13 protein-coding genes are annotated in these 21,948 nt (G+C 32.5%); 7 read left to right on the top strand and 6 right to left on the bottom strand.

Translation table 11 applies throughout. The features are described from left to right. The first annotated feature begins 180 nt into the window (after positions 1–180). A complete protein-coding gene (locus B8T70_RS20875; RefSeq protein WP_086896100.1) occupies positions 181–807 on the top strand; it encodes a PAS domain-containing protein in 627 nt (208 codons plus the stop codon). A 227-nt stretch (positions 808–1,034) separates the two neighbouring features. Here B8T70_RS20875 and B8T70_RS20870 read toward each other — a convergent pair whose 3' ends face one another. After that, on the bottom strand, positions 1,035–2,810 hold the full coding sequence (locus B8T70_RS20870; protein ID WP_242667535.1) for an LTA synthase family protein: 1,776 nt from the start codon (positions 2,808–2,810) through the stop codon (positions 1,035–1,037). Positions 2,811–3,444: 634 nt separating this feature from the next. On the opposite strand from B8T70_RS20870, the gene ruvX reads away from it, so the two are divergent. Both ruvX and B8T70_RS20860 read left to right on the top strand, forming a co-directional pair. Further along, positions 3,445–3,861 (top strand): Holliday junction resolvase RuvX, encoded by a 417-nt coding sequence (ruvX, locus tag B8T70_RS20865; RefSeq protein ID WP_039115109.1) that lies wholly within the window; start codon positions 3,445–3,447, stop codon positions 3,859–3,861. Positions 3,862–3,976: 115 nt separating this feature from the next. Then, positions 3,977–5,470, top strand: coding sequence for a malate:quinone oxidoreductase (locus tag B8T70_RS20860; protein WP_039118791.1), 1,494 nt, complete (start codon positions 3,977–3,979; stop codon positions 5,468–5,470). A gap of 43 nt (positions 5,471–5,513) precedes the next feature. Here B8T70_RS20860 and B8T70_RS20855 read toward each other — a convergent pair whose 3' ends face one another. Beyond that, a complete protein-coding gene (locus tag B8T70_RS20855; RefSeq protein WP_086896098.1) occupies positions 5,514–7,742 on the bottom strand; it encodes an FUSC family membrane protein in 2,229 nt (742 codons plus the stop codon). Between the two features lie 197 nt (positions 7,743–7,939). Between B8T70_RS20855 and def the strand changes: the two genes are divergently transcribed. After that, a complete protein-coding gene (gene def, locus B8T70_RS20850) occupies positions 7,940–8,530 on the top strand; it encodes a peptide deformylase (protein ID WP_035621249.1) in 591 nt (196 codons plus the stop codon). An 86-nt stretch (positions 8,531–8,616) separates the two neighbouring features. After that, the gene (locus tag B8T70_RS20845; protein WP_086896097.1) at positions 8,617–9,996 is read left to right on the top strand and encodes a carboxypeptidase-like regulatory domain-containing protein; all 1,380 of its coding nucleotides are present in this window, start codon (positions 8,617–8,619) and stop codon (positions 9,994–9,996) included. A 222-nt stretch (positions 9,997–10,218) separates the two neighbouring features. Here B8T70_RS20845 and B8T70_RS20840 read toward each other — a convergent pair whose 3' ends face one another. The 4 genes from B8T70_RS20840 to B8T70_RS20825 all read right to left on the bottom strand — a co-directional run bounded on the left by B8T70_RS20840 (position 10,219) and on the right by B8T70_RS20825 (position 18,135). Further along, on the bottom strand, positions 10,219–12,483 hold the full coding sequence (locus B8T70_RS20840; RefSeq protein WP_039120392.1) for an aconitate hydratase: 2,265 nt from the start codon (positions 12,481–12,483) through the stop codon (positions 10,219–10,221). 133 nt (positions 12,484–12,616) lie between these two features. Then, positions 12,617–15,388 (bottom strand): bifunctional aconitate hydratase 2/2-methylisocitrate dehydratase, encoded by a 2,772-nt coding sequence (locus B8T70_RS20835; protein WP_086896096.1) that lies wholly within the window; start codon positions 15,386–15,388, stop codon positions 12,617–12,619. A 284-nt stretch (positions 15,389–15,672) separates the two neighbouring features. Next, complete coding sequence (locus B8T70_RS20830; RefSeq protein ID WP_039120387.1) at positions 15,673–16,626, bottom strand: MoxR family ATPase; 954 nt, start codon at positions 16,624–16,626, stop codon at positions 15,673–15,675. A gap of 78 nt (positions 16,627–16,704) precedes the next feature. Next, a complete protein-coding gene (locus B8T70_RS20825; RefSeq protein WP_039120388.1) occupies positions 16,705–18,135 on the bottom strand; it encodes a peptidylprolyl isomerase in 1,431 nt (476 codons plus the stop codon). 567 nt (positions 18,136–18,702) lie between these two features. Between B8T70_RS20825 and B8T70_RS20820 the strand changes: the two genes are divergently transcribed. Together B8T70_RS20820 and B8T70_RS20815 are read left to right on the top strand one after the other, a co-directional pair. After that, on the top strand, positions 18,703–20,136 hold the full coding sequence (locus B8T70_RS20820) for an alpha-amylase (protein ID WP_086896095.1): 1,434 nt from the start codon (positions 18,703–18,705) through the stop codon (positions 20,134–20,136). Positions 20,137–20,311: 175 nt separating this feature from the next. After that, positions 20,312–21,901: a peptide chain release factor 3 gene (locus B8T70_RS20815; protein WP_086896094.1), complete on the top strand. Its 1,590-nt coding sequence runs from the start codon at positions 20,312–20,314 to the stop codon at positions 21,899–21,901. The last annotated feature ends 47 nt before the right edge of the window (positions 21,902–21,948 follow it).

Raw genomic sequence — 21,948 nt, 5'->3', positions numbered from 1 at the left:
TATAGGATTAAGTCTTTTTATTTTAAATAATTTTTCCTACATAAAATATTTTTTATCTTATTCCCTGATAAATATCAATTTTTAACTTTTCTTATAAAATTACTTTTGTAAGACAATTTAACAACAACATAAGGTGATTTTAAATTGTTTGAATTCAATAATTTAATTAGTATATTAACAATGAATCAAGAAAACGAGTCGTTTCACAGACCTACACCAATTGATAAAGAAGTTTCTTGGGATAAAACCCAAGTTATCATGAGTAAAACAAACCCATTTGGAATTATCGAATACGCCAATGAAATTTTTGTTGATGTTTGCGGATATGAAGATTATGAATTAATGGGGCAACCACACAGTATCATAAGACATCCTGATATGCCACGAGTGATATTTAAAGTATTATGGGAAAATCTTAAAAAGGGAAATAACTTTCATGCTGTTGTTAAAAATCTAGCTAAATCTGGAAGATATTATTGGGTTGTTACCGATTTTGAAATTGCAAAAGATTCAAATGGAGCAATAGCAAATTATTTTGGACGCAGACGTTCTGTGCCACAAGAAGTAATCGCGATGCATATTGAACCTTTGTACAAAAAGTTGCTTCAAATAGAATCTGCTAGTGGAATGGAATTTAGTGAGAAATATTTGATTGGATTTTTAGAAGAGAAAAAACGAACTTATGTTGAGTATATTAAAGAATTAATGTACGAGCATGAAAAAGTACAGTCTGCAAATCAACAAACGGAGACTCATGTTGAGGAAGAGGAGGAAAGAGGTTTTTTTAGTCGTTTTTTTGGTAGATAGGATGTAAGCTGGGCAATTAAAAGCCTTAAGTTTTTAAAATAAATGGGGTTTAACTTTTTAATTAAGGTTAGACCCTTTTCTTGTGTATATAGGTTGATAGTTATTGACTTTATTTCCTGATTCTAGATGTATAAATATTGATGTGGTTATCTAAATCAGACTGTGCAGAATTATAATTAAACAAAAAAAGGAAAGAGATTTTAAAATCTCTTTCCTTTTTCGTATTATTAAATCGCTAATTTATTATTGACTACTCTTTCATTGAAAGATTGTATGTATGCTTTTAAGAATTTTTCAGACTCTTCAACTTTAGCTTTATCTTTTAGCATCAAATTGTTTTTTAATAAAGGGTCATTTTTCCAGTTATATAATCCAATTGTTTTATTATTTGCAAAAGCAAGATAATAATCATCTTTGATGTAATGATATGTTCCTTGGAGGTAATAAACCACATAGTTTTCTTTAGATTTATAACTTTTACCAAAACTAACCATGTCAGTTTTTATATTTAAGTAATCTAGAATACTAGGCATGATATCAATTTGCTGAAAGTTTTTCTCGTTAACACCTGTTAATTCAGGATTTGATGGATCGAAAAACAAAATCGGAATGTGGAATTTTCCAATATTAGTCTTGTCAATATCTTTATCTCCTCCAGACGAAGTATGGTCAGAAGAAATAACAAATAGTGTGTTTTTGTACCATCCTTGTTTTTTTGCTGTATCAAAAAATCTTCGTAATGCAAAATCAGTGTATGCTATGCTTTCTTGAATTTCAGTAGTTCCCTTAGGGAATTTTCCTTTATATTTTTCTGGAATAGTATATGGGCTATGAGAAGAAATAGTAAATAACGAACTAAAGAAAGGTTGTTTAAACGAAGTTAATTTAGCAGCGTAAAATTGTAGAAAATCTTCATCAAAAATCCCCCATTTACCATCAAAAGATTCTTCTCCTGTATATTGGTCTTTTCCAAAATACTGGTCAAATCCTGCTACTTGAGCATATTGGTCAAAGTTCTGACTACCATTAAAGGCACCATGAAAGAATGAAGTAGTATAGCCTTCTTTCTTGAAAATTTTAGGAAGACCATTTATTTTATTTAAAGAGTAACTAGATGTTATAAAAGAGTTATTCATTAAACTAGGAATACTTGAAAGAATGGATGGAACGGCATCAATTGAAACTTTTCCGTTTGCAAACCCATTCTTAAAGTAGTATGATTTTGTTATTAGAGAATCTAAGAAAGGAGTTTGTCCTCGTCCAATGTTTTCATTACCGAAACTTTCCAAAATTAAAATGACTACATTCTTTTTAATAGTTGGTTCGCTTGATTTTAAAGAAATGACAGGGTTATAAATTGAAGCTAACTCTTTTTCATTAAAATAATTTACTTTCTCAATATCTTCTTTTTTAACAGCAGATTTTAAGATGCAAAAAGGAGTATTTAAGACTAATGCAGAATTATTTAATGCCCCATATTCTGCAGCATCTACGATTCTAACTGGTTTTTTTCGGAACCCACCACGTCCCATAAGTAAAATTATAACTATCGAAAGAACAAAATAAGAGTATTGTTTATAGTAGTCTTTTTTGGTTGATTTTTCGTGTATTAAATGTGTTTTTAAATTCGGAATCAATTTCCAAAATATAATACTAACGATAAGAAATAGCACAAAGATGTACCAGAATTCTTTTAAGAAAGAAGGAATTAAACCTAAGGCTTCGTGTTCCATTCCTTTGGCAGTAATCATCCCGAAAGTACTTCTTCTGCCAGTAAAACGATAGTAAATAATGTCTATGAAGTTGGTAGCAATAAAGATAAGGTTAACAGTATAAAAGGAAACTTTTAGGATGTTTTGATATCTTGGTTTGTATTTGAAATTTCCTGGAATCAAATGCGCTAATAAGAAAACAATATTTATATAAGCTATAGCTGCAAAATCAAAAAGAAGACCTCCTAGGAAAGTTTGAAATGTAAAAGGTTCGAATAATTTTGAGTTCATAAGATAGAATAGAACTCTAGAGAATTGATAAATTATGACAATTAAAAAGAATCTTTTTAGAAATAAAATAATGCTATTTTTATAATTATTCATTTGGTATTTAGTGAATTTGGGTATTTGTTTTTGAGTAATTTTCTATAATATGTGGGAAATTTGAAGCAAAAGAACTATTTTTTTTTCAAATTACGATTACTTGGTCAATCTAATTTTATAACAATATAACTCTGATTTAAAATATTTTAAACTTTAATTTTTTGTAATTATTTGGTTTTTAAATTGTTAATTGATTTATGTGTGCTGTTGAGTGTTGTGAATAAATATCTATAATACGTTAATTCTTTCTTTTGTTCGATGATAATTATCATGAATTAGGGATGTAATTAGGCCTACTTTTGAATTGAAATTATATGCAAGAATATTTTAAAGAGCAAAGTTCTATTTATGGATTGTTTAAAATCTGTGAATTAGTATAAATAGATGGTTAGTAGGTTTTTAAATTAATTTTTTTGATATCGTTTTAATTTTTTTTTGGAAAAAAGTTTAATTAATCCGTTCTGGAATATAGAACGGATTAATTTTTTTAAGGTACAAGGTTTTTACTTTATGTATCTTTGTTCCATTAATATTTAATAAGATGCCAAGAATTCTCGCTATAGATTACGGACAAAAAAGAACAGGAATTGCTGTTACTGATGAACTGCAAATTATTGCCTCGGGTTTAACTACAATTCCATCTAATACAACTATCGATTTTTTAAAAGATTATTTTGCTAAAGAAAAGGTGGAAGCGGTCTTAATAGGTGAGCCAAAACAAATGAATGGAGAGCCATCACAAAGTGCTTCAATTATTAAAGGTTTTGTAACTCATTTTTCGAATATTTTTCCGGATATGAAAGTAGTTCGGGTTGATGAAAGATTTACTTCTAAAATGGCATTTCAAACAATGATAGACAGTGGACTTAGCAAAAAACAACGTCAGAATAAAGGTTTGATCGATGAAATCTCAGCAACGATAATGCTTCAGGACTATTTGTCTCGTAAAATGTTTTAAAAAATCAAAGGATTTAGCTCGCAAACGTTTTAGAAAACTATAACTTTTAAGGTGAAATTTATAGTTTTTTTTTGCAATTTTATGAAGTACCTTTGCACTTTAAAATTTTCTTGCTATGTCCGACAAAACCATACGTTCAAATACCGAAGTAGTACTTATTGGTGCTGGAATTATGAGTGCAACTCTTGGGTTAATCTTAAAAGAATTACAGCCAGATTTAAAAATTGAAATTTACGAAAGATTAGATGTTGCTGCAGCCGAAAGCTCTGATGCTTGGAATAACGCAGGAACAGGGCACTCAGCCTTTTGTGAATTGAATTATACACCAGAAAAAAATGGTAGTATAGATCCTAAAAAAGCAATTAGTATTGCTGAATCCTTTGAAGTTTCTCGTCAGTTTTGGTCTTACTTAGTACAGCAAAACAAAATTACATCTCCTGATAATTTTATAAAAAGTGTTCCTCACATGAGTTTTGTTTGGGGAGAAAAAAATGTGGATTATCTTAAAAAAAGATTTGAAGCATTACAAAAAAATCCAATCTTTAAAGAGATGGTTTTTAGTACCGATTTTGCTCAATTAAAAGAATGGATGCCATTGGTAATGGAAGGAAGAGATGCTACAGATAAGTTTGCAGCAACTTCTATGGCAATAGGAACCGATGTGAATTTTGGAGAATTAACACGAAGCATGTTTAACTATCTAGGAAAATTAGATGGTGTAACAATACATTTTAATCACGAAGTAAAAAAATTAAAGCAGCGTGAAGATAAATCGTGGAGAATTAAAATCACAGATTTAGCAACCGGACAAACTAGAAAAGTATATACTAAATTTGTTTTTATTGGTGCGGGAGGAGGTTCATTGCCTTTGTTAGAAAAAGCAAATGTTGCCGAAGGAAAAGGATTTGGAGGATTTCCTGTGAGCGGACAATGGTTAAAATGTACTAATCCAGAAGTTATTCTTCAGCATCAAGCCAAAGTTTACGGAAAAGCTAGTGTTGGTGCGCCACCAATGTCAGTTCCTCATATTGATACACGAATGATAAATGGGGAAAGAGCATTGCTTTTTGGACCATTTGCTGGTTTTTCGACTCGATTTTTAAAGAACGGATCTTATATGGATTTGCCTTTATCTATAAAAACAGACAATATAATGCCAATGTTGGCAGCTGGTTATCATAATATCCCACTTACTAAATACTTAATTGAGCAAGTAAGACAATCACCAAAAGATAGAATGAACGCTTTACGCGAATACTTGCCAAATGCAAAATCTAAAGATTGGAAATTAGAGCGAGCAGGACAACGTGTTCAGGTTATCAAAAAAGATGAAAAAGAAGGTGGAATTCTTGAATTTGGTACTGAGGTAATTAATACAGATGATGGTACATTGGCTGTTTTATTAGGAGCTTCACCTGGAGCTTCAACTGCAGTTTCTATCATGGTTGGATTAATAGGGAAATGTTTTAAGGATAAAATTAAAACACCAGAATGGGATGAAAAGCTTAAAGCAATGATTCCTTCTTATGGTCAGACTTTAAATGATAAACCAGAATTGTTATCTGAAATTAGAAAAAATACCGCTGCAACTTTAAAGTTAGATAACTAAGTAGAGCATACATAATAAGAATAAATACAAAATCCAGATTAATTTAATCTGGATTTTGTGCTATAAACTCTTTTGTAATCGTTACTATTTTTTCAGACAAATCAGTCATCCATATTAATTGTTCGATTACCAATTGGGCTTCCTGCATTTTGGTTTCTCTTGCACTATCATCGAGTTCATTATCATTTTCTAATCGACTGAAATTTTTTCTTTTTAATTCCTCAAAATGAAAAGTTAGTTGTTCTTTATTAATGTCTTTGTTTTTATATTCAGCTGTGCTTTCATGTCTTAAGATTGCAATAGAATAATTTAAGTTATAAACAACAACGCCAATTACAAAATTAAAAGACTCAGATGCCGATGTTGTTTTATGAGATTGTATATATGTTCCTAATGATGCCGCAGATGAAAGTAAAGAATGGTTTAGTACAGCAAGCTTGTTTATTTGCGGAAGCTGTTTTTGTTTTGATTTAGGTTCTTGTACCATTCTCTGGAAAGATGTCATAAGATTTCCTATTTCTATAAAAGCATTTTTTCTTGCCAAGCGATAGGATGTAGGCAATGTTCCTTTTTTATTATAATATTCGGCAATTTCTCTTAAATAGTTTCTGTTGGCCTCAATAGATTTTTCTAAAAATGATGCAGCATTTAAGAACTCCCAAGCAGGCCATAAGTAATAGTTTGCTAAAAAGGCTAAGGTAGCACCTACAAGTGAATCCAGAATTCGAAACTGAATTACCTCAAGTATATTAGGTGTTAATATTCCGTACACAAAAACCACGTACATGGTAACAAGAGTAGTGCTTATTTTGTAATTACTTTGCGTAAAAGAAATACCGATAAGCATACAGACAATAGCAAATATGCTTATTGCTACATGATTATGTACCAGAGAGACAATCCCAAAGGCTATTAATCCGCCTAAAATAGTACCAAAAACACGATTGTAAGAGCGCTCTTTGGTTAAGCCATAACCAGGACGCATAATTACTACGATTGTCAATAAAATCCAATATACGTTTTGGAAAGGAAGTAATTTGCCAATTATAAAACCGACCATAATAGTTATGGTAAGTCGCAACGAGTGCCTGAAAAATGTTGACGAAAAACTAAAATTTTCGATTAAAGTGCGTATCGGATAATATTGTGGAGTCAGGAATTTTTCAAGTTCTTTATCCTTGTCTTTAAAATCAAAAGATTTAATAGCTAATGAAAAAGCCATTTCTACGATTTTTATTTTTTCGACTTGCTTTTGAGCATATTTCAGCATATTAGTAAGCATCCAAACCCCTTCAGAAGCTTCTATTTTTCCTAAATTATTTTGATACGCATCAATAGCAGATTGTAATCCGTCAAGTTCCTTTTTTAAATCATTTATCGAGATATATTTAGAGGCTTTATGAACACTTTTAGATAGTTTTTTTAAAGTCGATGCAAGTTTATAAGCAAGATTTTGATAGGAACGCAGAACCTCAGGATGGTCGCTAAATTTTTTGTGTAATTTATCATGGTCAAATGATGTCGATAAAGCCAATTCCTGAATTTCGACCAGTGTTATAAAAACAATCAGCATTTTTCGGTTTTGGCTAGAGTCGCCAGAAGTGGCTCTGTTGCCAATAAGAACTTGTCGTAAATTTTCGTGAATTTGGTTTAACTCAACCTGAAGATGCAACTGTTTTTCGATAATTTTTTTTCTATCAGCTTCAGGATTCCATAAATCACCTCTTAGTTTTAAGTATTTTGCGGTTAATCGAATTCCGTCGGCAGTTTGTAATTCTATATAACGATACGGTTTTATATAATGAAAGATAAGTGAAACTATTAAATAGAATAATCCACCGGCAAAAATATAACTAGAATGTAATACGGCTTCCCAGCCTTCGTGTAAATGAGCAAATGATAAAGAGATAGAAAGTAGGGCAGAGAATGATGCCATAGTCGCTCTTTGTCCATAAACAGAGATCATAGAGGACAAGAAAAGTAATATTCCTAGAAACGGATAAAATAGCCAAGGATAAGGATAAACAAGATTAACCAGTAGGTTAACGCCAGAAACAATAAGAGCAGTAACTACAATTCCTTTTATTTTGTGTTTAAGATTACTCGGGATATCACTGGGATAAGTATAAAAAGCACCGAGAGCAATCGTAAAACCAATTTCAAAATAACCTAAGAAGTTAAAAAACAATACAGGAACTACTGATGCAATTGTAACTTTTGAAGCATTGGTAAAAGAAGTACTGTCTGTGAATTTAACGATGCGATCTAACATAGAAATAGGTTTACTAGCAAAGATAAGAATTGTAAGAGTTATTTAGTAATAATAGTGAGTTTGATTTAAATAGAAATCAAAAAGTAGATAATCTGGTTAATAGAATTATTCATTGACTATTTTTTACTATTTTTGCCAACCTAATTCAGAATAATGAAATTCTGGATTAATAGTCGTTAATACATAATACAACAAGAATGATTTTACCAATTATAGGATATGGTGATCCTGTTTTAAGAAAAGTTGGGGAGGCAGTATCGCCAGAACATCCAAATTTGAAAGAAACAATAGCTAACATGTACGAAACAATGTACAATGCTTATGGAGTGGGTCTTGCTGCGCCACAAGTTGGTTTGGCCTTGCGTTTATTTGTAATTGACACAACTCCTTTTAGTGATGATGAGGATTTACCAGCAGATGAACAAAAAGAATTAAAAGGATTTAAGAGAACTTTTATCAATGCCAAAATATTAAAAGAAGATGGCGAAGAATGGAGTTTTAACGAAGGTTGCCTGAGTATTCCAGATGTTCGTGAGGATGTTTACAGACACGAAAGAATTACAATTGAATATTGTGAGGAAGATTTTGTCGTAAAAACCGAAGTGTTTGATGGTTTAATTGCCAGAGTAATTCAGCATGAATATGATCACATTGAAGGAATTTTGTTTACAGATAAAATTTCATCATTAAAAAAACGTTTAATTCAAAAGAAATTAAAAAATATCACCGAAGGCAAAACTTTTCAAGAATACAGAATGAAGTTTGCTGCTGCTAAAAAAGGAAGATAGTTTTTGAAGTTCTTTAGATAAAAAATAAAATAACCGAATTCATAATACTACTTTTAAACAAAGAATAACTGACAAAAAAAATATCCTTGAAAAAACTAATTCTGATTTTTGTATTTTTTCCTACATTATTAATTGCTCAAAATATAAAAGGTAATGTAATTTCTCAGAAAGACAATCTTCCGGTTGAAAACACCAATGTATTTGCATTGTCTAGTAAAGTTGGGACTATAACCGATGAAAAGGGTGAATTTTATTTAAAAGTTCTTCCTGAATTTAAAGAGGATGAGTCATTACAATTTTCTCACATTGGTTACATCACTAAAAACGTTTCCTTAAGCTATCTGGCAAAAAATAACTACAAAGTTTTTCTTGAAGAAGAGGCACAAAATTTATCAGGTGTTACAATTGTTGCCAATACTAAATTGAAAACAAAACTTGCTTTTACAGAAATAACTAATTTAAAACATCCTGTTTTTTCATTCGGATCTTTTTTAAAAGACGATAAAATTTATATTAGTGGCGGTGACGCTTATCCTGAAATCGATCATATGGCCAAAGTGCGGGCAAAAATAGCTGCCCCTACCTTTCAGGATTTTTTTAATGAAGGAGCTTTCGCAACAAAACGACATTATAAAAAGCATCTTTCTATTTACGATATCAAAACCAACTCTTGGGAATTTCCAGATTTAAAACTACAGGTTAGAGCGTATCATAACATTCATTTCTATAACAATTTGATTTATATTTTGGGAGGAAAAAAAATGTTTGTAAATAAAAACAGTAGTTGGGAATATTTACAAGATCAAATTGAAGTTTTAGATATTGAAAAATTCACTGTTAAAGTCGACAAAACCAATCCACATCAGGCTGCTGATTTTGCTTCTTTTACTTATAAAGATAATATTATTGTAATGGGAGGTTCTATAAAAGCAACTGAAAGTGGCGTAAAAGATTTTACAGACAAAGTGCATTTGTATAATATTACTTCCGGATATTGGTATGAACTTAGGAGTATGCCAACTGCAGAAGAAACTACCGGAATACTGATAGACGATAAAATTTATCTTATTGGCGGAAACAACGGAAAACCAATATCTAAAATAGAAACCTTTGATTTAGTAACAGAAAAATGGCAAACTGAGGGTGAACTATTTTCGGGATTAGAAAGACCTGCTATTGCTTACAATGACGATATTATTTATTTTTTTGAAGATGAAAAAATGCACACTTACAATTTTAAATTAAAAGTATTAAAAGAATACGAAATCAACCTTCCTCTGAAGTATTCAGCTATGTATTATAACGATAATAAATTATACATTTTGGGCGGACGTATTGACAATAGTTATTCTAAAATACCTTCTGCAAAAATTTTCAGCATAGATTTAGATGAATTTAAATTAACAAATCCGAATAAGATTAAAAACTTATCTCAAGAAACAACTCTAGCAAAAACACAGGGTTAGTTTTTAATATCCGAGTTATTATCTGCGAAATTATAATACTTAACAGGTAAAAATCTTTATACTAAATTTCTTTTTTAAATAGATTTCCTAGCCCAGATAAAAGCGGCATCCTTTTCTTTTTTCCTTTAAAAAAGAAAAGATATAGCGGATAGCTGGAAATAGCTTCAAATAAAAAAACTCCCAAGTTGCCTTGAGAGTTTTTAATATGATTTAAAACTTTAATTATGCTTTTCCAGCAGCAATTAAGTTTAATGCTGAACCGGCTACAAACCAGCCAATTTGCCCTGCATTATAAGTATGATTTGCTAAGATTATGTCTTTAGTTCCATCTACGTGAACGAATTCTAGCGTTAATGGTTTTCCTGGAGCAAATTCTACTAAATCAAGGAAATTGATTGTATCATCTTCTTGGATTTTATCATAATCTGCTTCGTTAGCAAATGTTAATCCTAAAAGCCCTTGTTTTTTAAGGTTTGTTTCGTGGATACGAGCAAAAGATTTCACTAATACCGCTTTAACTCCTAAGAAACGTGGCTCCATTGCTGCGTGCTCACGAGAAGATCCTTCGCCATAGTTATGATCCCCCACAACAATAGATGGAACTCCAGCTGCTTTGTACGCACGTGCAACTGCAGGAACTGCATCATACGTTCCTGTTAATTGATTTTTAACTGAATTTGTTTTTTGGTTATATGCATTTACTGCACCAATCAACATATTATTAGAAATATTATCTAAATGTCCACGGAAACGTAACCATGGTCCTGCCATAGAGATGTGATCTGTAGTACATTTTCCGAATGCTTTGATTAATAATTTTGCACCTGTAATGTTCTTACCATCCCAGGCATCAAACGGAGCTAATAATTGTAAACGCTCTGATGTTGGGCTTACAGCTACCTGAACTCCTGAACCGTCTTCTGCCGGAACTTGGAATCCTGGATCTTTAACATCAAATCCTTTTGGAGGCAATTCGTCTCCTGTAGGTTCATCTAGCATTACTTCTTCTCCATCTTCATTGATTAAAGTATCTGTTAATGGATTGAAACTTAAATCTCCTGCGATAGCCATAGCTGTTACTAATTCTGGCGAACCTACGAAAGCTAGTGTATTTGGGTTACCATCGGCACGTTTAGAAAAGTTACGGTTAAAAGAGTGAACGATTGTATTTCTTTCTTCTTTCTCTGCTCCTTCTCTATCCCACATACCAATACATGGTCCGCAAGCGTTAGCGAAAACTGTTGCTCCAATTTTATGGAATGTATCGATAAAACCATCACGCTCGATTGTATAACGAACTACCTCTGAACCTGGAGTAATTGTAAACTGTGATTTTGTTTTTAATTTTTTGGCAGAAACTTGTCTTGCCAAAGATGCTGCACGCGCAATATCTTCGTAAGATGAGTTGGTACATGAACCAATTAAACCAACCTGAATTTGTAATGGCCAGTTATTTTTGATTGCTGCTTCTTTCATTTTAGAAATTGGAGTAGCTAAATCTGGCGTAAAAGGTCCGTTTAAGTGTGGCTCTAATTCCGTTAAGTTAATTTCGATAACCTGGTCAAAATATTGTTCTGGGTTAGCGTAAACTTCTGGATCTCCAGTTAAGTAAGGAGCTATTTTATCTGCAGCATCTGCAACATCGGCTCTATTTGTAGAACGCAAATAACGCCCCATAGAATCATCATATCCAAAAGTTGAAGTTGTAGCTCCAATCTCTGCACCCATATTACAAATAGTACCTTTACCTGTACATGACATAGAAGTTGCACCTTCTCCAAAATATTCTACAATTGCTCCTGTTCCACCTTTTACAGTAAGAATACCAGCAACTTTAAGGATAACATCTTTAGGAGCAGTCCATCCTGATAATTTACCAGTTAATTTTACTCCAATTAATTTAGGGAATTTTAATTCCCATGCCATTCCTGACATAACATCTACAGCATCGGCTCCACCAACACCAATAGCTACCATTCCTAAACCTCCTGCATTTACGGTATGTGAATCTGTACCAATCATCATTCCTCCTGGGAAAGCATAATTTTCTAGTACTACTTGGTGAATAATACCTGCTCCTGGTTTCCAGAAACCAATTCCGTATTTATTAGAAACTGACGACAAGAAGTCGAAAACTTCATTACTTTGAGTTTTTGCTCTAGCCAAATCGGTTACAGCATCTACTTTAGCTTGAATTAAGTGATCGCAATGAACTGTTGTAGGCACAGCCACTTTAGCCTTACCTGCGTGCATAAATTGCAATAATGCCATTTGTGCAGTTGCATCCTGACAAGCTACACGATCGGGTGCAAAATCAACATAATCGACTCCTCTGCCAAACGCCTTAGTTGGATTCCCATCCCAAAGGTGATTGTACAAAATTTTCTCCGTTAAAGTAAGTGGACGACCAACAATCTCGCGTGCTTTATCAACACGACCTGGCATGTTCTCATACACTTTTTTAATCATTTCAATATCAAAAGCCATAAGTATAATTGTTTTTGTTTGTTTTTGTTTTTTGAACATCACAAGTTACAAAAAATAGAAGAGCCAGAAAAGAAAAAGCCTGAGTTTATCAACTCAGGCTTTTTATATATAATGATTATAACTAATCGTACGATTACATTACTAACAGTTTATGAGAAGGTGCAAACCTAGTTAGGCTAATACCATCTACTGCTGCTATATATTCATCTAATGTAGGTGTTCTACCAAGAATTGTAGACAAGACTACAACTGGCGTAGAAGAAAGTAATGACTCTCCTTTTTTACCTTCTGTATCTTCTACAACTCTTCCTTGGAAAAGACGCGTAGAAGTTGCCATTACAGTATCTCCTTTTGCTGCTTTTTCCTGGTTACCCATACAAAGGTTACATCCTGGACGCTCTAAATACAACATGTTCTCGTATTCTGTACGTGCAGCACCTTTAGGAGCGCTATCGTTAAATTCGAAACCAGAGTATTTTTGTAAAACTTCCCAATCTCCTTCAGCCTTAAGTTCATCTACGATATTATAAGTAGGTGGCGCTACTACTAGCGGAGCCTTAAACTCAACCTTACCGTATTGTTGTTCTATATTTTTAAGCATTTGAGCTAGAATCTTCATATCTCCTTTGTGAACCATACAAGAACCGATAAATCCTAAATCTACTTTTTTATCTCCTCCGTAAAAAGATAATGGTCGGATTGTATCGTGAGTATATCTCTTAGAAACATCCGCGTTATTAACGTCTGGATCCGCAATCATTGGCTCGATAATCTGATCAAGATCTACAACAACTTCTGCATAATACTTAGCATTTGCATCTGGAGTTAAAGCAGGTTTCTCTGCTGATTTAATCTCTGCAATTCTCTTATCTGCTTTGTTAATTAATCCCTGAAGAACTTGTTTTTCATTATCCATTCCTTTGTCGATCATGATCTGAATTCTGCTTTTTGCAATCTCCAATGATTCGATTAAGGTATCATCTTCAGAAATACAGATAGAAGCTTTTGCTTTCATCTCTGCAGTCCAGTCTGTAAATGTAAATGCCTGGTCAGCAGTAAGTGTTCCAAGATGAACCTCGATGATTCTTCCCTGAAAAACATTTTCACCACCAAATTTCTTAAGCATTTGAGCTTGTGTTGAATGAACTACATCACGGAAGTCCATATAGTCTTTCATCTCACCTTTAAATGTTACCTTAACAGATTCAGGAATTGGCATTGAAGCCTCACCTGTAGCAAGTGCAAGAGCAACTGTTCCTGAGTCAGCACCAAATGCTACACCTTTAGACATTCTTGTATGAGAGTCACCACCAATAATGATAGCCCACTCATCTATTGTAATATCATTAAGAACTTTATGAATTACATCTGTCATTGCATGATAAACTCCTTTCGGGTCACGTGCTGTGATTAAACCGAAATCGTTCATAAATTTCATCAATTTTGGAATATTTGCCTGAGCTTTTTTATCCCATACTGAAGCTGTGTGACAACCAGATTGGTATGCACCATCAACGATTGGCGAAATTACTGTAGCAGCCATAGACTCTAATTCCTGAGCAGTCATAAGACCTGTCGTATCTTGAGAACCTACGATATTAACTTCTACACGAACATCTGAACCAGCATGTAATACTTTACCTGGAGCTATACCAACAGCGTTTTTGTTGAAAATTTTCTCTACTGCTGTAAGTCCTTGTCCTTCAAGAGAAATCTCTTTTGATGGAGCAAATACAAGAGGAGCTTCGATTTCTAGAATTTTCGCTGCTAATGTCTGAAGCTTTTTACCAAATACAATTGCATATGATCCTCCTGCTTTGATAAATTCCATTTTCTGAGGAGTAAAAGCCTTAGAAATATCAATTAGCTCTTTGTCTCCATTATATAATTTTTTCGTCTTTGTGTTTATTGTAAGTACAGTTCCTGTAGCTACAGAGTATGCTTCTTCCAGAATTGGCTCATTATTCTCATTACGAATAATACTACCATCTGCATCTAGCTTTTTAACCCAGTTTTTAAGATCTAAACCAATACCACCAGTAACATCAACTGTTGTTAGGAAAATTGGAGAAATACCATTTGTTCCTCCTACAATTGGAGCGATATTAACGAATGGAATATATGGACTTGCTTGTTTTCCTGTCCAAAGTGCCACGTTGTTTACACCTGACATTCTTGATGAACCAACTCCCATGGTACCTTTCTCTGCAATCAACATCACACTTTTGTCTGGATGTTGTGCTTGTAACGCCTTAATTTCTTCTTGTGCTTTAGGCGTAATCATACATTGACCATGAAGTTCACGGTCTGAACGTGAGTGAGCCTGATTACCTGGAGATAACAAATCTGTAGAAATGTCACCCTCACCAGCAATAAAAGTAACTACTTTAATTTCTTCAACTACTTCTGGTAATTTTGTAAAAAACTCTGCCTGAGCATAGCTTTTAATAATATCTATAGCAATTGGGTTACCTTTTTTAAACGCTTCTTTTAAACGATCTGTGTCTGCCTCATAAAGGTAAACTTGTGTCTTAAGTACATTTCCTGCTTCTTTTGCAATAGCAGCATCATCACCCAAAGCTAAATCTAACAATACCTCAATAGAAGGTCCACCCTTCATATGTGATAATAACTCAAATGCAAAAGCTGGTGTTATTTCTTTTACAGCAGATTCTCCAAGAATAATCTCTTTTAAAAACTTAGCTTTTACACCCGCAGCACTTGTAGTTCCTGGTATAGTGTTATAAATAAAGTGTTTAATCGATTCTTCTCGATACTCGTTATCCAGATCTTTAATCTGTGCAATAATCACGCTTAACAACTCAGCACCATCAATTGGCTTCGGATGAAGTCCTTGGTCTTTTCGTTCTGCAATCTCTTTAATGTAATCGTTATAAGTATTCATAATAGAAGTATTTCTAGGTATCTTATTTTTTTGTACGCAAATTTAAAAATTAAAGCCGAGAATTAAAAAAAATATAACAGAAGTCGCCTTTTCAAAAGTTATTATTAAAAAATAACGATTTACATTGCGTAAAATTAGCAAAATTGCATTTTAACGTCAAAATATTAAATTATTAATAATATAAAATCCTTTCTTTGACAAAGTCGAAATTCTTTGTTATAAAGAAAAAGGTTCTTTGCTATGTTTTAAGCAAAGAACCTTTCTAAATAAGCTTTTTTATATCGTTATAGTAGCTTCTGAATTATAATTTCTTCTGTAATTCCTTCGGCATCGGCTTTATAATTTTTAATGATTCGATGTCTTAAAATACCAGTTGCTACAGCTTTTACATCTTCAATATCTGGTGAAAATTTACCATTGAATGCTGCATGAGCTTTAGCAGCTAAAATTAAATTTTGCGAAGCTCTTGGTCCTGCTCCCCAATCCAAATAATTTTTAACAAAATCATTCGTCAGGCTATTATCTGGTCGTGTTTTACTAACCAAAGTTACTGCATACTCTATTACATTATCCGCAACAGGAATTCGGCGAATTAAATGCTGAAAATCTATAATTTCCTGAGCCGTAAACAAAGGGTTGATTGTACTTGTATTGTCAGAAGTTGTACGTTTAACAACTTGTACTTCTTCTTCAAAACTTGGATACTCTAATTTTATAGCAAACATAAAACGATCTAATTGCGCTTCTGGCAAAGGATAAGTTCCTTCTTGCTCAATAGGGTTTTGTGTAGCTAACACAAAGTAAGGCAAGTCTAATTTATGGTTTTCACCAGCAATCGTCACCGAACGTTCCTGCATTGCCTCTAGCAAAGCAGCTTGTGTTTTTGGTGGTGTTCTATTAATCTCATCTGCCAAAATGATATTAGAAAAAACTGGTCCTTTTATAAACTTAAACCGTCTGTTTTCATCTAAGATTTCGCTTCCCAAAATATCAGATGGCATTAAATCCGGAGTAAATTGAATTCTCTTAAAATCAAGCCCTAAAGCCTGTGAAAGTGTGTTTATCAATAATGTTTTTGCCAATCCTGGCACACCTATTAAAAGAGCGTGTCCGCCAGAAAAAATGCAAATCAAAATTTGATCTACAACTGCATCCTGACCTACAATAATTTTTGCGATTTCGGCTTTTAATTCATTACGTTTTTGAACTAAGTTATGAATTGCGGTTACATCAGACATCTGTGAATGTATTTAAAATTAAAAAGAGTTAGTTCTATGAATTCATAAAACTAACTCTTTTTATTTATTTTATAAAAATTATTTTTTCAACCAATTATTTGTAAAAGTACAATCTCTGTACTCTCCAAGAATCTTGATATAAGTTTCTTTTATTTTTTCATCAAACCATTTTGCAATAGCTTTAATTTGTTTTTCTTTTAAAGCTAAATCTTTAATCTTGATATAATCTTTAGCGTAATCAGCAGTATGCGATTCAATTCTTTTAGTTACAGTAATTAGTTTGTAACTTTTTTTCCCTTGTGGATCTGTATCTAAAACTGGTTGCGAAACTTCGTTATCTTTTAAATTAGAAACCTGAGCATATAACGTAGGATCCATTTTTGTTAATTCAAAACGTGTGTCTTGCGTATTTGGATTAATCAAGGCTCCACCGTTTGCACGTGTCTCTTTTTCATCAGAATCTGCTCTGGCTGCTTCTGCAAAAGTTACTTTCTTATCTATTATTTTCTCTCTAATTCCAGTAATTCTTTCTTTTGCTTCTTTTAAAGCATCTTCAGAAACTACAGGAGCAATCAAGATATGACGCAACTCTACTTCTTGCCCTTTAATTTTATCTACTTTTATGATATGAAATCCGAAGGTAGTTTCAAAAGGAGCTGAAATCTCTCCTTCCTGAAGACTAAAAGCGATATCCTTAAATTCTTTTACAAAAGGTGTTTTTCTCGTCATCTTATAATATCCTCCATTCGAACTCGAACCTGGATCCTGAGAGTATAAAACTGCCTTAGTTGCAAAACTAGCACCGTCTTCTACATCTTTTTTAATACCATTTAAACGGTCGATTACCTTTTTCTTTTCTACATCCGAAATTTTAGGATTCACCACAATTTGTGCTACTTCCATCTCTGCTCCAAATGTTGGCAATTCACTTTCTGGTATTTTCTTGAAGAAATTACGAACTTCCTCAGGAGTAATTTCTACTCCATCGATGATCTTCTTTTGCATCTCTGATGCTAACTTTTGCTCTTTTAAGATATCAGCAAAATAAGTTTTGAATTCTTCAACTGAATTCTTTTTGTAATACTGAACAACTTTGTTTATATCTCCAATTTGCTGAACCATATAATTTAATCGTTCATCCATCATGCCTTTTACTTCAGCATCACTTACAATGATACTATCCTGAATAGCCTGATGTGCATATAATTTATCTTCTAGAAGTTTTCCTAGCATCTGACATCTTGAAACATCTTTTATAGACCCTCCTTGACTACTAATTTCTAAGTATCCTTTATCGATATCTGAATCTAAAATAATGTAATCACCTACAGTAGCGATAATACCATCAATTTTTTGTTTCTGATTACTTTTAACTACAACTGGCTTTGCAATAACCGTATCCTTAATAATTTCTTGCGCTCTGGTTAGCGAATTGAAAAGAAGCAAAAAACTTATTGTAAATACAAATTGACAATTGATAGTTTTTATTCGTAATTTTTTTAATAGCATTAGTTAAAAATTTAATTTGATGTAAAGAAGCTTTATTATTTAGCATTAATGGCTTACAAATATAGTAAACCGTATATTTCAATATATATTTTAAATGTTCAGAAAATAAAAATCTTTACAAATCTAACAAACATTGCTTAATTATCTTATAACGAACAAAAATAACAATTCAATCACATAATACAAGTTTACTTATTACTATTAACAAAAAATTATATGCAACTAAAAAAATTCTCTTATTCAAGAATTAATCACATCTTATTTTTGAAACTATTTAGAAAACCCAACTAGCCTATATTTGATTAAACCACATCCTAAAAAACTCAAAAAGATCAAGTACAAACAGTTCATTTTTAACCAAATAAACAAAAGTTTTCAACACTACAACGTTTTCGCTTATTAAATAAAATATCAAAGTAATTAGCTACATAAGTTTTACATACATTCGATATGTGATTATTAAAATTTAGCATTTAAAAACAGTAATTAAACAATTAATTGGCTAATTATTTAATTAATCACAATTTGATTACCCAAATCCTTAATTAACCTAAAAATCATTTAATTATGAAAAAACAAATTGTAAAACTTTATTTAATCACTGCTTTAACAGCATTTTTTTACTCCTGTAGCTCTAATGAAAATACAGAATCAGAAATTGCAGCAACAAATTCTCAGTTCAAAGTAATAAATGTGACAAAGCATGATGGGCGTCCATTTAGCACAGGAACTCCTACTACAGGAAAATATGTTGCCAATCCTGGCGGAGGCGTAATGATGCAAGCATTTTATTGGGATGTTCCTGCTGGCGGCAACTGGTGGAATACATTAAATACCAAAATTACCGATTGGTCTAATGCCGGAATTGGCTCTATTTGGTTACCTCCTGCATCAAAAGCTCAAAATGGTGCTTTTTCTATGGGTTATGATCCTACAGATTATTTTGATTTTGGAGATTACAATCAAAATGGTTCTACAGAAACCAGATTTGGATCAAAAACGGAACTTGTGAGCTTAATCAGCAAAGTACATGCTGAAAACATGCAAGTATATGCCGATATTGTAATTAATCATAATAGTGGTGGGCAATCAGAAGCGAATCCGTTTACAGGAACTAATACATGGACCAACTTTAGCGGAGTTGCTTCAGGAAAATTCACCCGTAATTATAATGATTTTTATAAAAACAGTTACGGTAATAATGACGAAGGTGCTTTTGGCGGTTTCCCAGATTTATGCCACGCTAATCCTCATGTGCAGGATTGGTTATGGCTAAGAGCTGACGGAGTTGGTAAGTATTATAAAAACACCATGAAATTTGATGGATGGAGATTTGATTATGTAAAAGGATTTGGTGCTTGGGTTGTAAATTCCTGGAATGCTAATGTAGGCGGCTTTTCGGTTGGGGAATTATGGGATTCAAACGTGAACGTATTAAATGATTGGGCAAATAATGCCAATAGTTCTGTATTCGATTTTGCGTGTTATTATAAAATGAATGATGCTTTTGACGGAAATAATCTTGCGTTATTAAACGACGACATGATGTGGAAAAGAAACCCATACAAAGCCGTTACATTTGTGTCTAATCATGATACTGATGAAATTTCTAATAAATTACTAGCCTATTCTTATATTTTGACTCACGAAGGATATCCAACTATTTTTTATAGAGATTATGAAGAATGGCTTGATAAAAACAAATTAAATAACCTTATCTGGATTCACAACAATAAAGCGACTGGAACAACTTCAATTTTATACGCTGATAATGACGAATATATCGCCCGCAGAAACGGATATAACGGAAACCCTGGATTAGTGGTATACATCAATAATTCGTCATCATGGCAAGAAAGATGGATTCAAACAAACTGGGCAAACACTCAGATAAAAGACTTTACAGGAAGTTCTAGTTGGATCCCTACAACACAAGCTGATCAATGGGTAAAAATTCAATGTCCTCCAAAAGGATACACTGTTTGGTCGATTAATAATTAATTATTACCTAAAAAACATATTTAATTTTGAGGCTGATTTAAATAATCAGCCTCTTTTTTATTCAAACAATCAAATAATAGCAACAAATTTTATAAACTAAACGGACTTAAATAAGAAGCTAATATTTTTATTAAGCCGTAATTAATAGTACTTTTGCAAACTATTGATATTAAATATGAGCTTTTTAAAAGAAATACAACGTAGAAGAACATTTGGAATTATTTCGCATCCCGATGCTGGAAAAACAACATTAACCGAAAAACTATTGTTATTTGGGGGTGCTATCCAAGAAGCAGGTGCTGTAAAAAACAATAAAATAAAAAAAGGAGCTACGAGTGATTTCATGGAAATCGAGCGTCAGAGAGGAATTTCGGTTTCTACATCTGTATTAGCCTTTAATTATAAAGATAAAAAAATCAACATCCTTGATACACCTGGACACAAGGATTTTGCAGAAGATACTTTTAGAACTTTAACCGCTGTAGATAGTGTAATCGTGGTAATAGACGTTGCAAAAGGGGTTGAGGAACAAACCGAAAAATTAGTTGCAGTATGTAGAATGCGTAAAATTCCGATAATTGTTTTTATAAACAAATTAGATCGTGAAGGTAAAGATGCATTTGATTTGATGGATGAAGTTGAACAAAAATTAGGCTTAACTGTAACTCCATTAAGTTTCCCTATTGGTATGGGATATGATTTTCAGGGAATCTATAACTTATGGGAGCAAAATATCAACTTATTCAGTGGAGATAGCCGTAAAAACATTGAAGAAACTATAGCTTTCTCTGATGTTCAAAACCCTGAATTAGAAAAAATTATTGGTCAAAAACCTGCTGATAAACTACGTGAAGAATTAGAATTAATTGATGAAGTTTATCCTAAATTTGATCGTCAGGATTATTTAGACGGAAAATTACAACCAGTATTTTTTGGTTCCGCTTTAAATAACTTTGGAGTACGTGAATTACTAGATTGTTTTGTTACTATCGCTCCTTCACCAAGACCAAAAGATTCTGAAACTCGTTTAGTTGATCCAATTGAAGAAAAAATGACTGGTTTTGTATTTAAAATACATGCCAATATGGATCCTAAACACAGAGACCGTTTAGCATTTATAAAAATTGTTTCGGGTACTTTCGAAAGAAACAAACCGTATTACCACGTTCGCCAGAAAAAGAACTTAAAATTTTCTAGTCCGAATGCATTCTTTGCAGAGAAGAAAGAAATTGTAGACATTTCGTATCCTGGTGATATTGTTGGTTTACATGATACAGGAAATTTTAAAATTGGTGATACCTTAACTGAGGGTGAAATAATGAGTTTCAAAGGAATTCCAAGTTTCTCTCCAGAACATTTTAGATACATTAATAATGCCGACCCAATGAAAGCTAAGCAATTAGATAAAGGTGTTGACCAATTAATGGATGAAGGTGTTGCACAGTTATTTACTCTTGAAATGAACAACCGTAAAGTAATCGGAACTGTTGGAGCACTACAATATGAAGTAATCCAATACCGTTTGGAACATGAATATGGTGCAAAATGTACGTATGAAAACTTCCCTGTTCACAAAGCTTGTTGGGTAAAACCTGATGATGCTAAAAATGATGAATTCAAAGAGTTCAAACGTATCAAGCAAAAATTCTTAGCAAAAGACAAATACGGTCAATTAGTATTTTTAGCAGATTCTGACTTTACAATACAAATGACTCAAAATAAATATCCAAGTGTAAAATTATTTTTCACTTCTGAATTTGAATAATTATCTGATTCAACGTTATATAAAAAAAGCGCTACTTTTAAAAGTAG

It is taken from the genome of Flavobacterium sp. AJR, from assembly GCF_002156885.1.
Classification (GTDB): Bacteria; Bacteroidota; Bacteroidia; order Flavobacteriales; family Flavobacteriaceae; genus Flavobacterium.
This window is presented reverse-complemented; position numbering and strand designations above follow the sequence as displayed.

Excerpts from the sequence above, each read along its gene's own strand:
- def (WP_035621249.1), top strand. The coding sequence starts at position 7,940 with ATGATTTTACCAATTATAGGATATGGTGATCCTGTTTTAAGAAAAGTT.
- B8T70_RS20855 (WP_086896098.1), bottom strand. The coding sequence starts at position 7,742 with ATGTTAGATCGCATCGTTAAATTCACAGACAGTACTTCTTTTACCAAT.
- B8T70_RS20875 (WP_086896100.1), top strand. The coding sequence starts at position 181 with ATGAATCAAGAAAACGAGTCGTTTCACAGACCTACACCAATTGATAAA.
- B8T70_RS20815 (WP_086896094.1), top strand. The coding sequence starts at position 20,312 with ATGAGCTTTTTAAAAGAAATACAACGTAGAAGAACATTTGGAATTATT.
- B8T70_RS20820 (WP_086896095.1), top strand. The coding sequence starts at position 18,703 with ATGAAAAAACAAATTGTAAAACTTTATTTAATCACTGCTTTAACAGCA.
- B8T70_RS20825 (WP_039120388.1), bottom strand. The coding sequence starts at position 18,135 with ATGCTATTAAAAAAATTACGAATAAAAACTATCAATTGTCAATTTGTA.
- B8T70_RS20870 (WP_242667535.1), bottom strand. The coding sequence starts at position 2,810 with ATGAACTCAAAATTATTCGAACCTTTTACATTTCAAACTTTCCTAGGA.
- B8T70_RS20835 (WP_086896096.1), bottom strand. The coding sequence starts at position 15,388 with ATGAATACTTATAACGATTACATTAAAGAGATTGCAGAACGAAAAGAC.
- ruvX (WP_039115109.1), top strand. The coding sequence starts at position 3,445 with ATGCCAAGAATTCTCGCTATAGATTACGGACAAAAAAGAACAGGAATT.
- B8T70_RS20860 (WP_039118791.1), top strand. The coding sequence starts at position 3,977 with ATGTCCGACAAAACCATACGTTCAAATACCGAAGTAGTACTTATTGGT.
- B8T70_RS20830 (WP_039120387.1), bottom strand. The coding sequence starts at position 16,626 with ATGTCTGATGTAACCGCAATTCATAACTTAGTTCAAAAACGTAATGAA.
- B8T70_RS20840 (WP_039120392.1), bottom strand. The coding sequence starts at position 12,483 with ATGGCTTTTGATATTGAAATGATTAAAAAAGTGTATGAGAACATGCCA.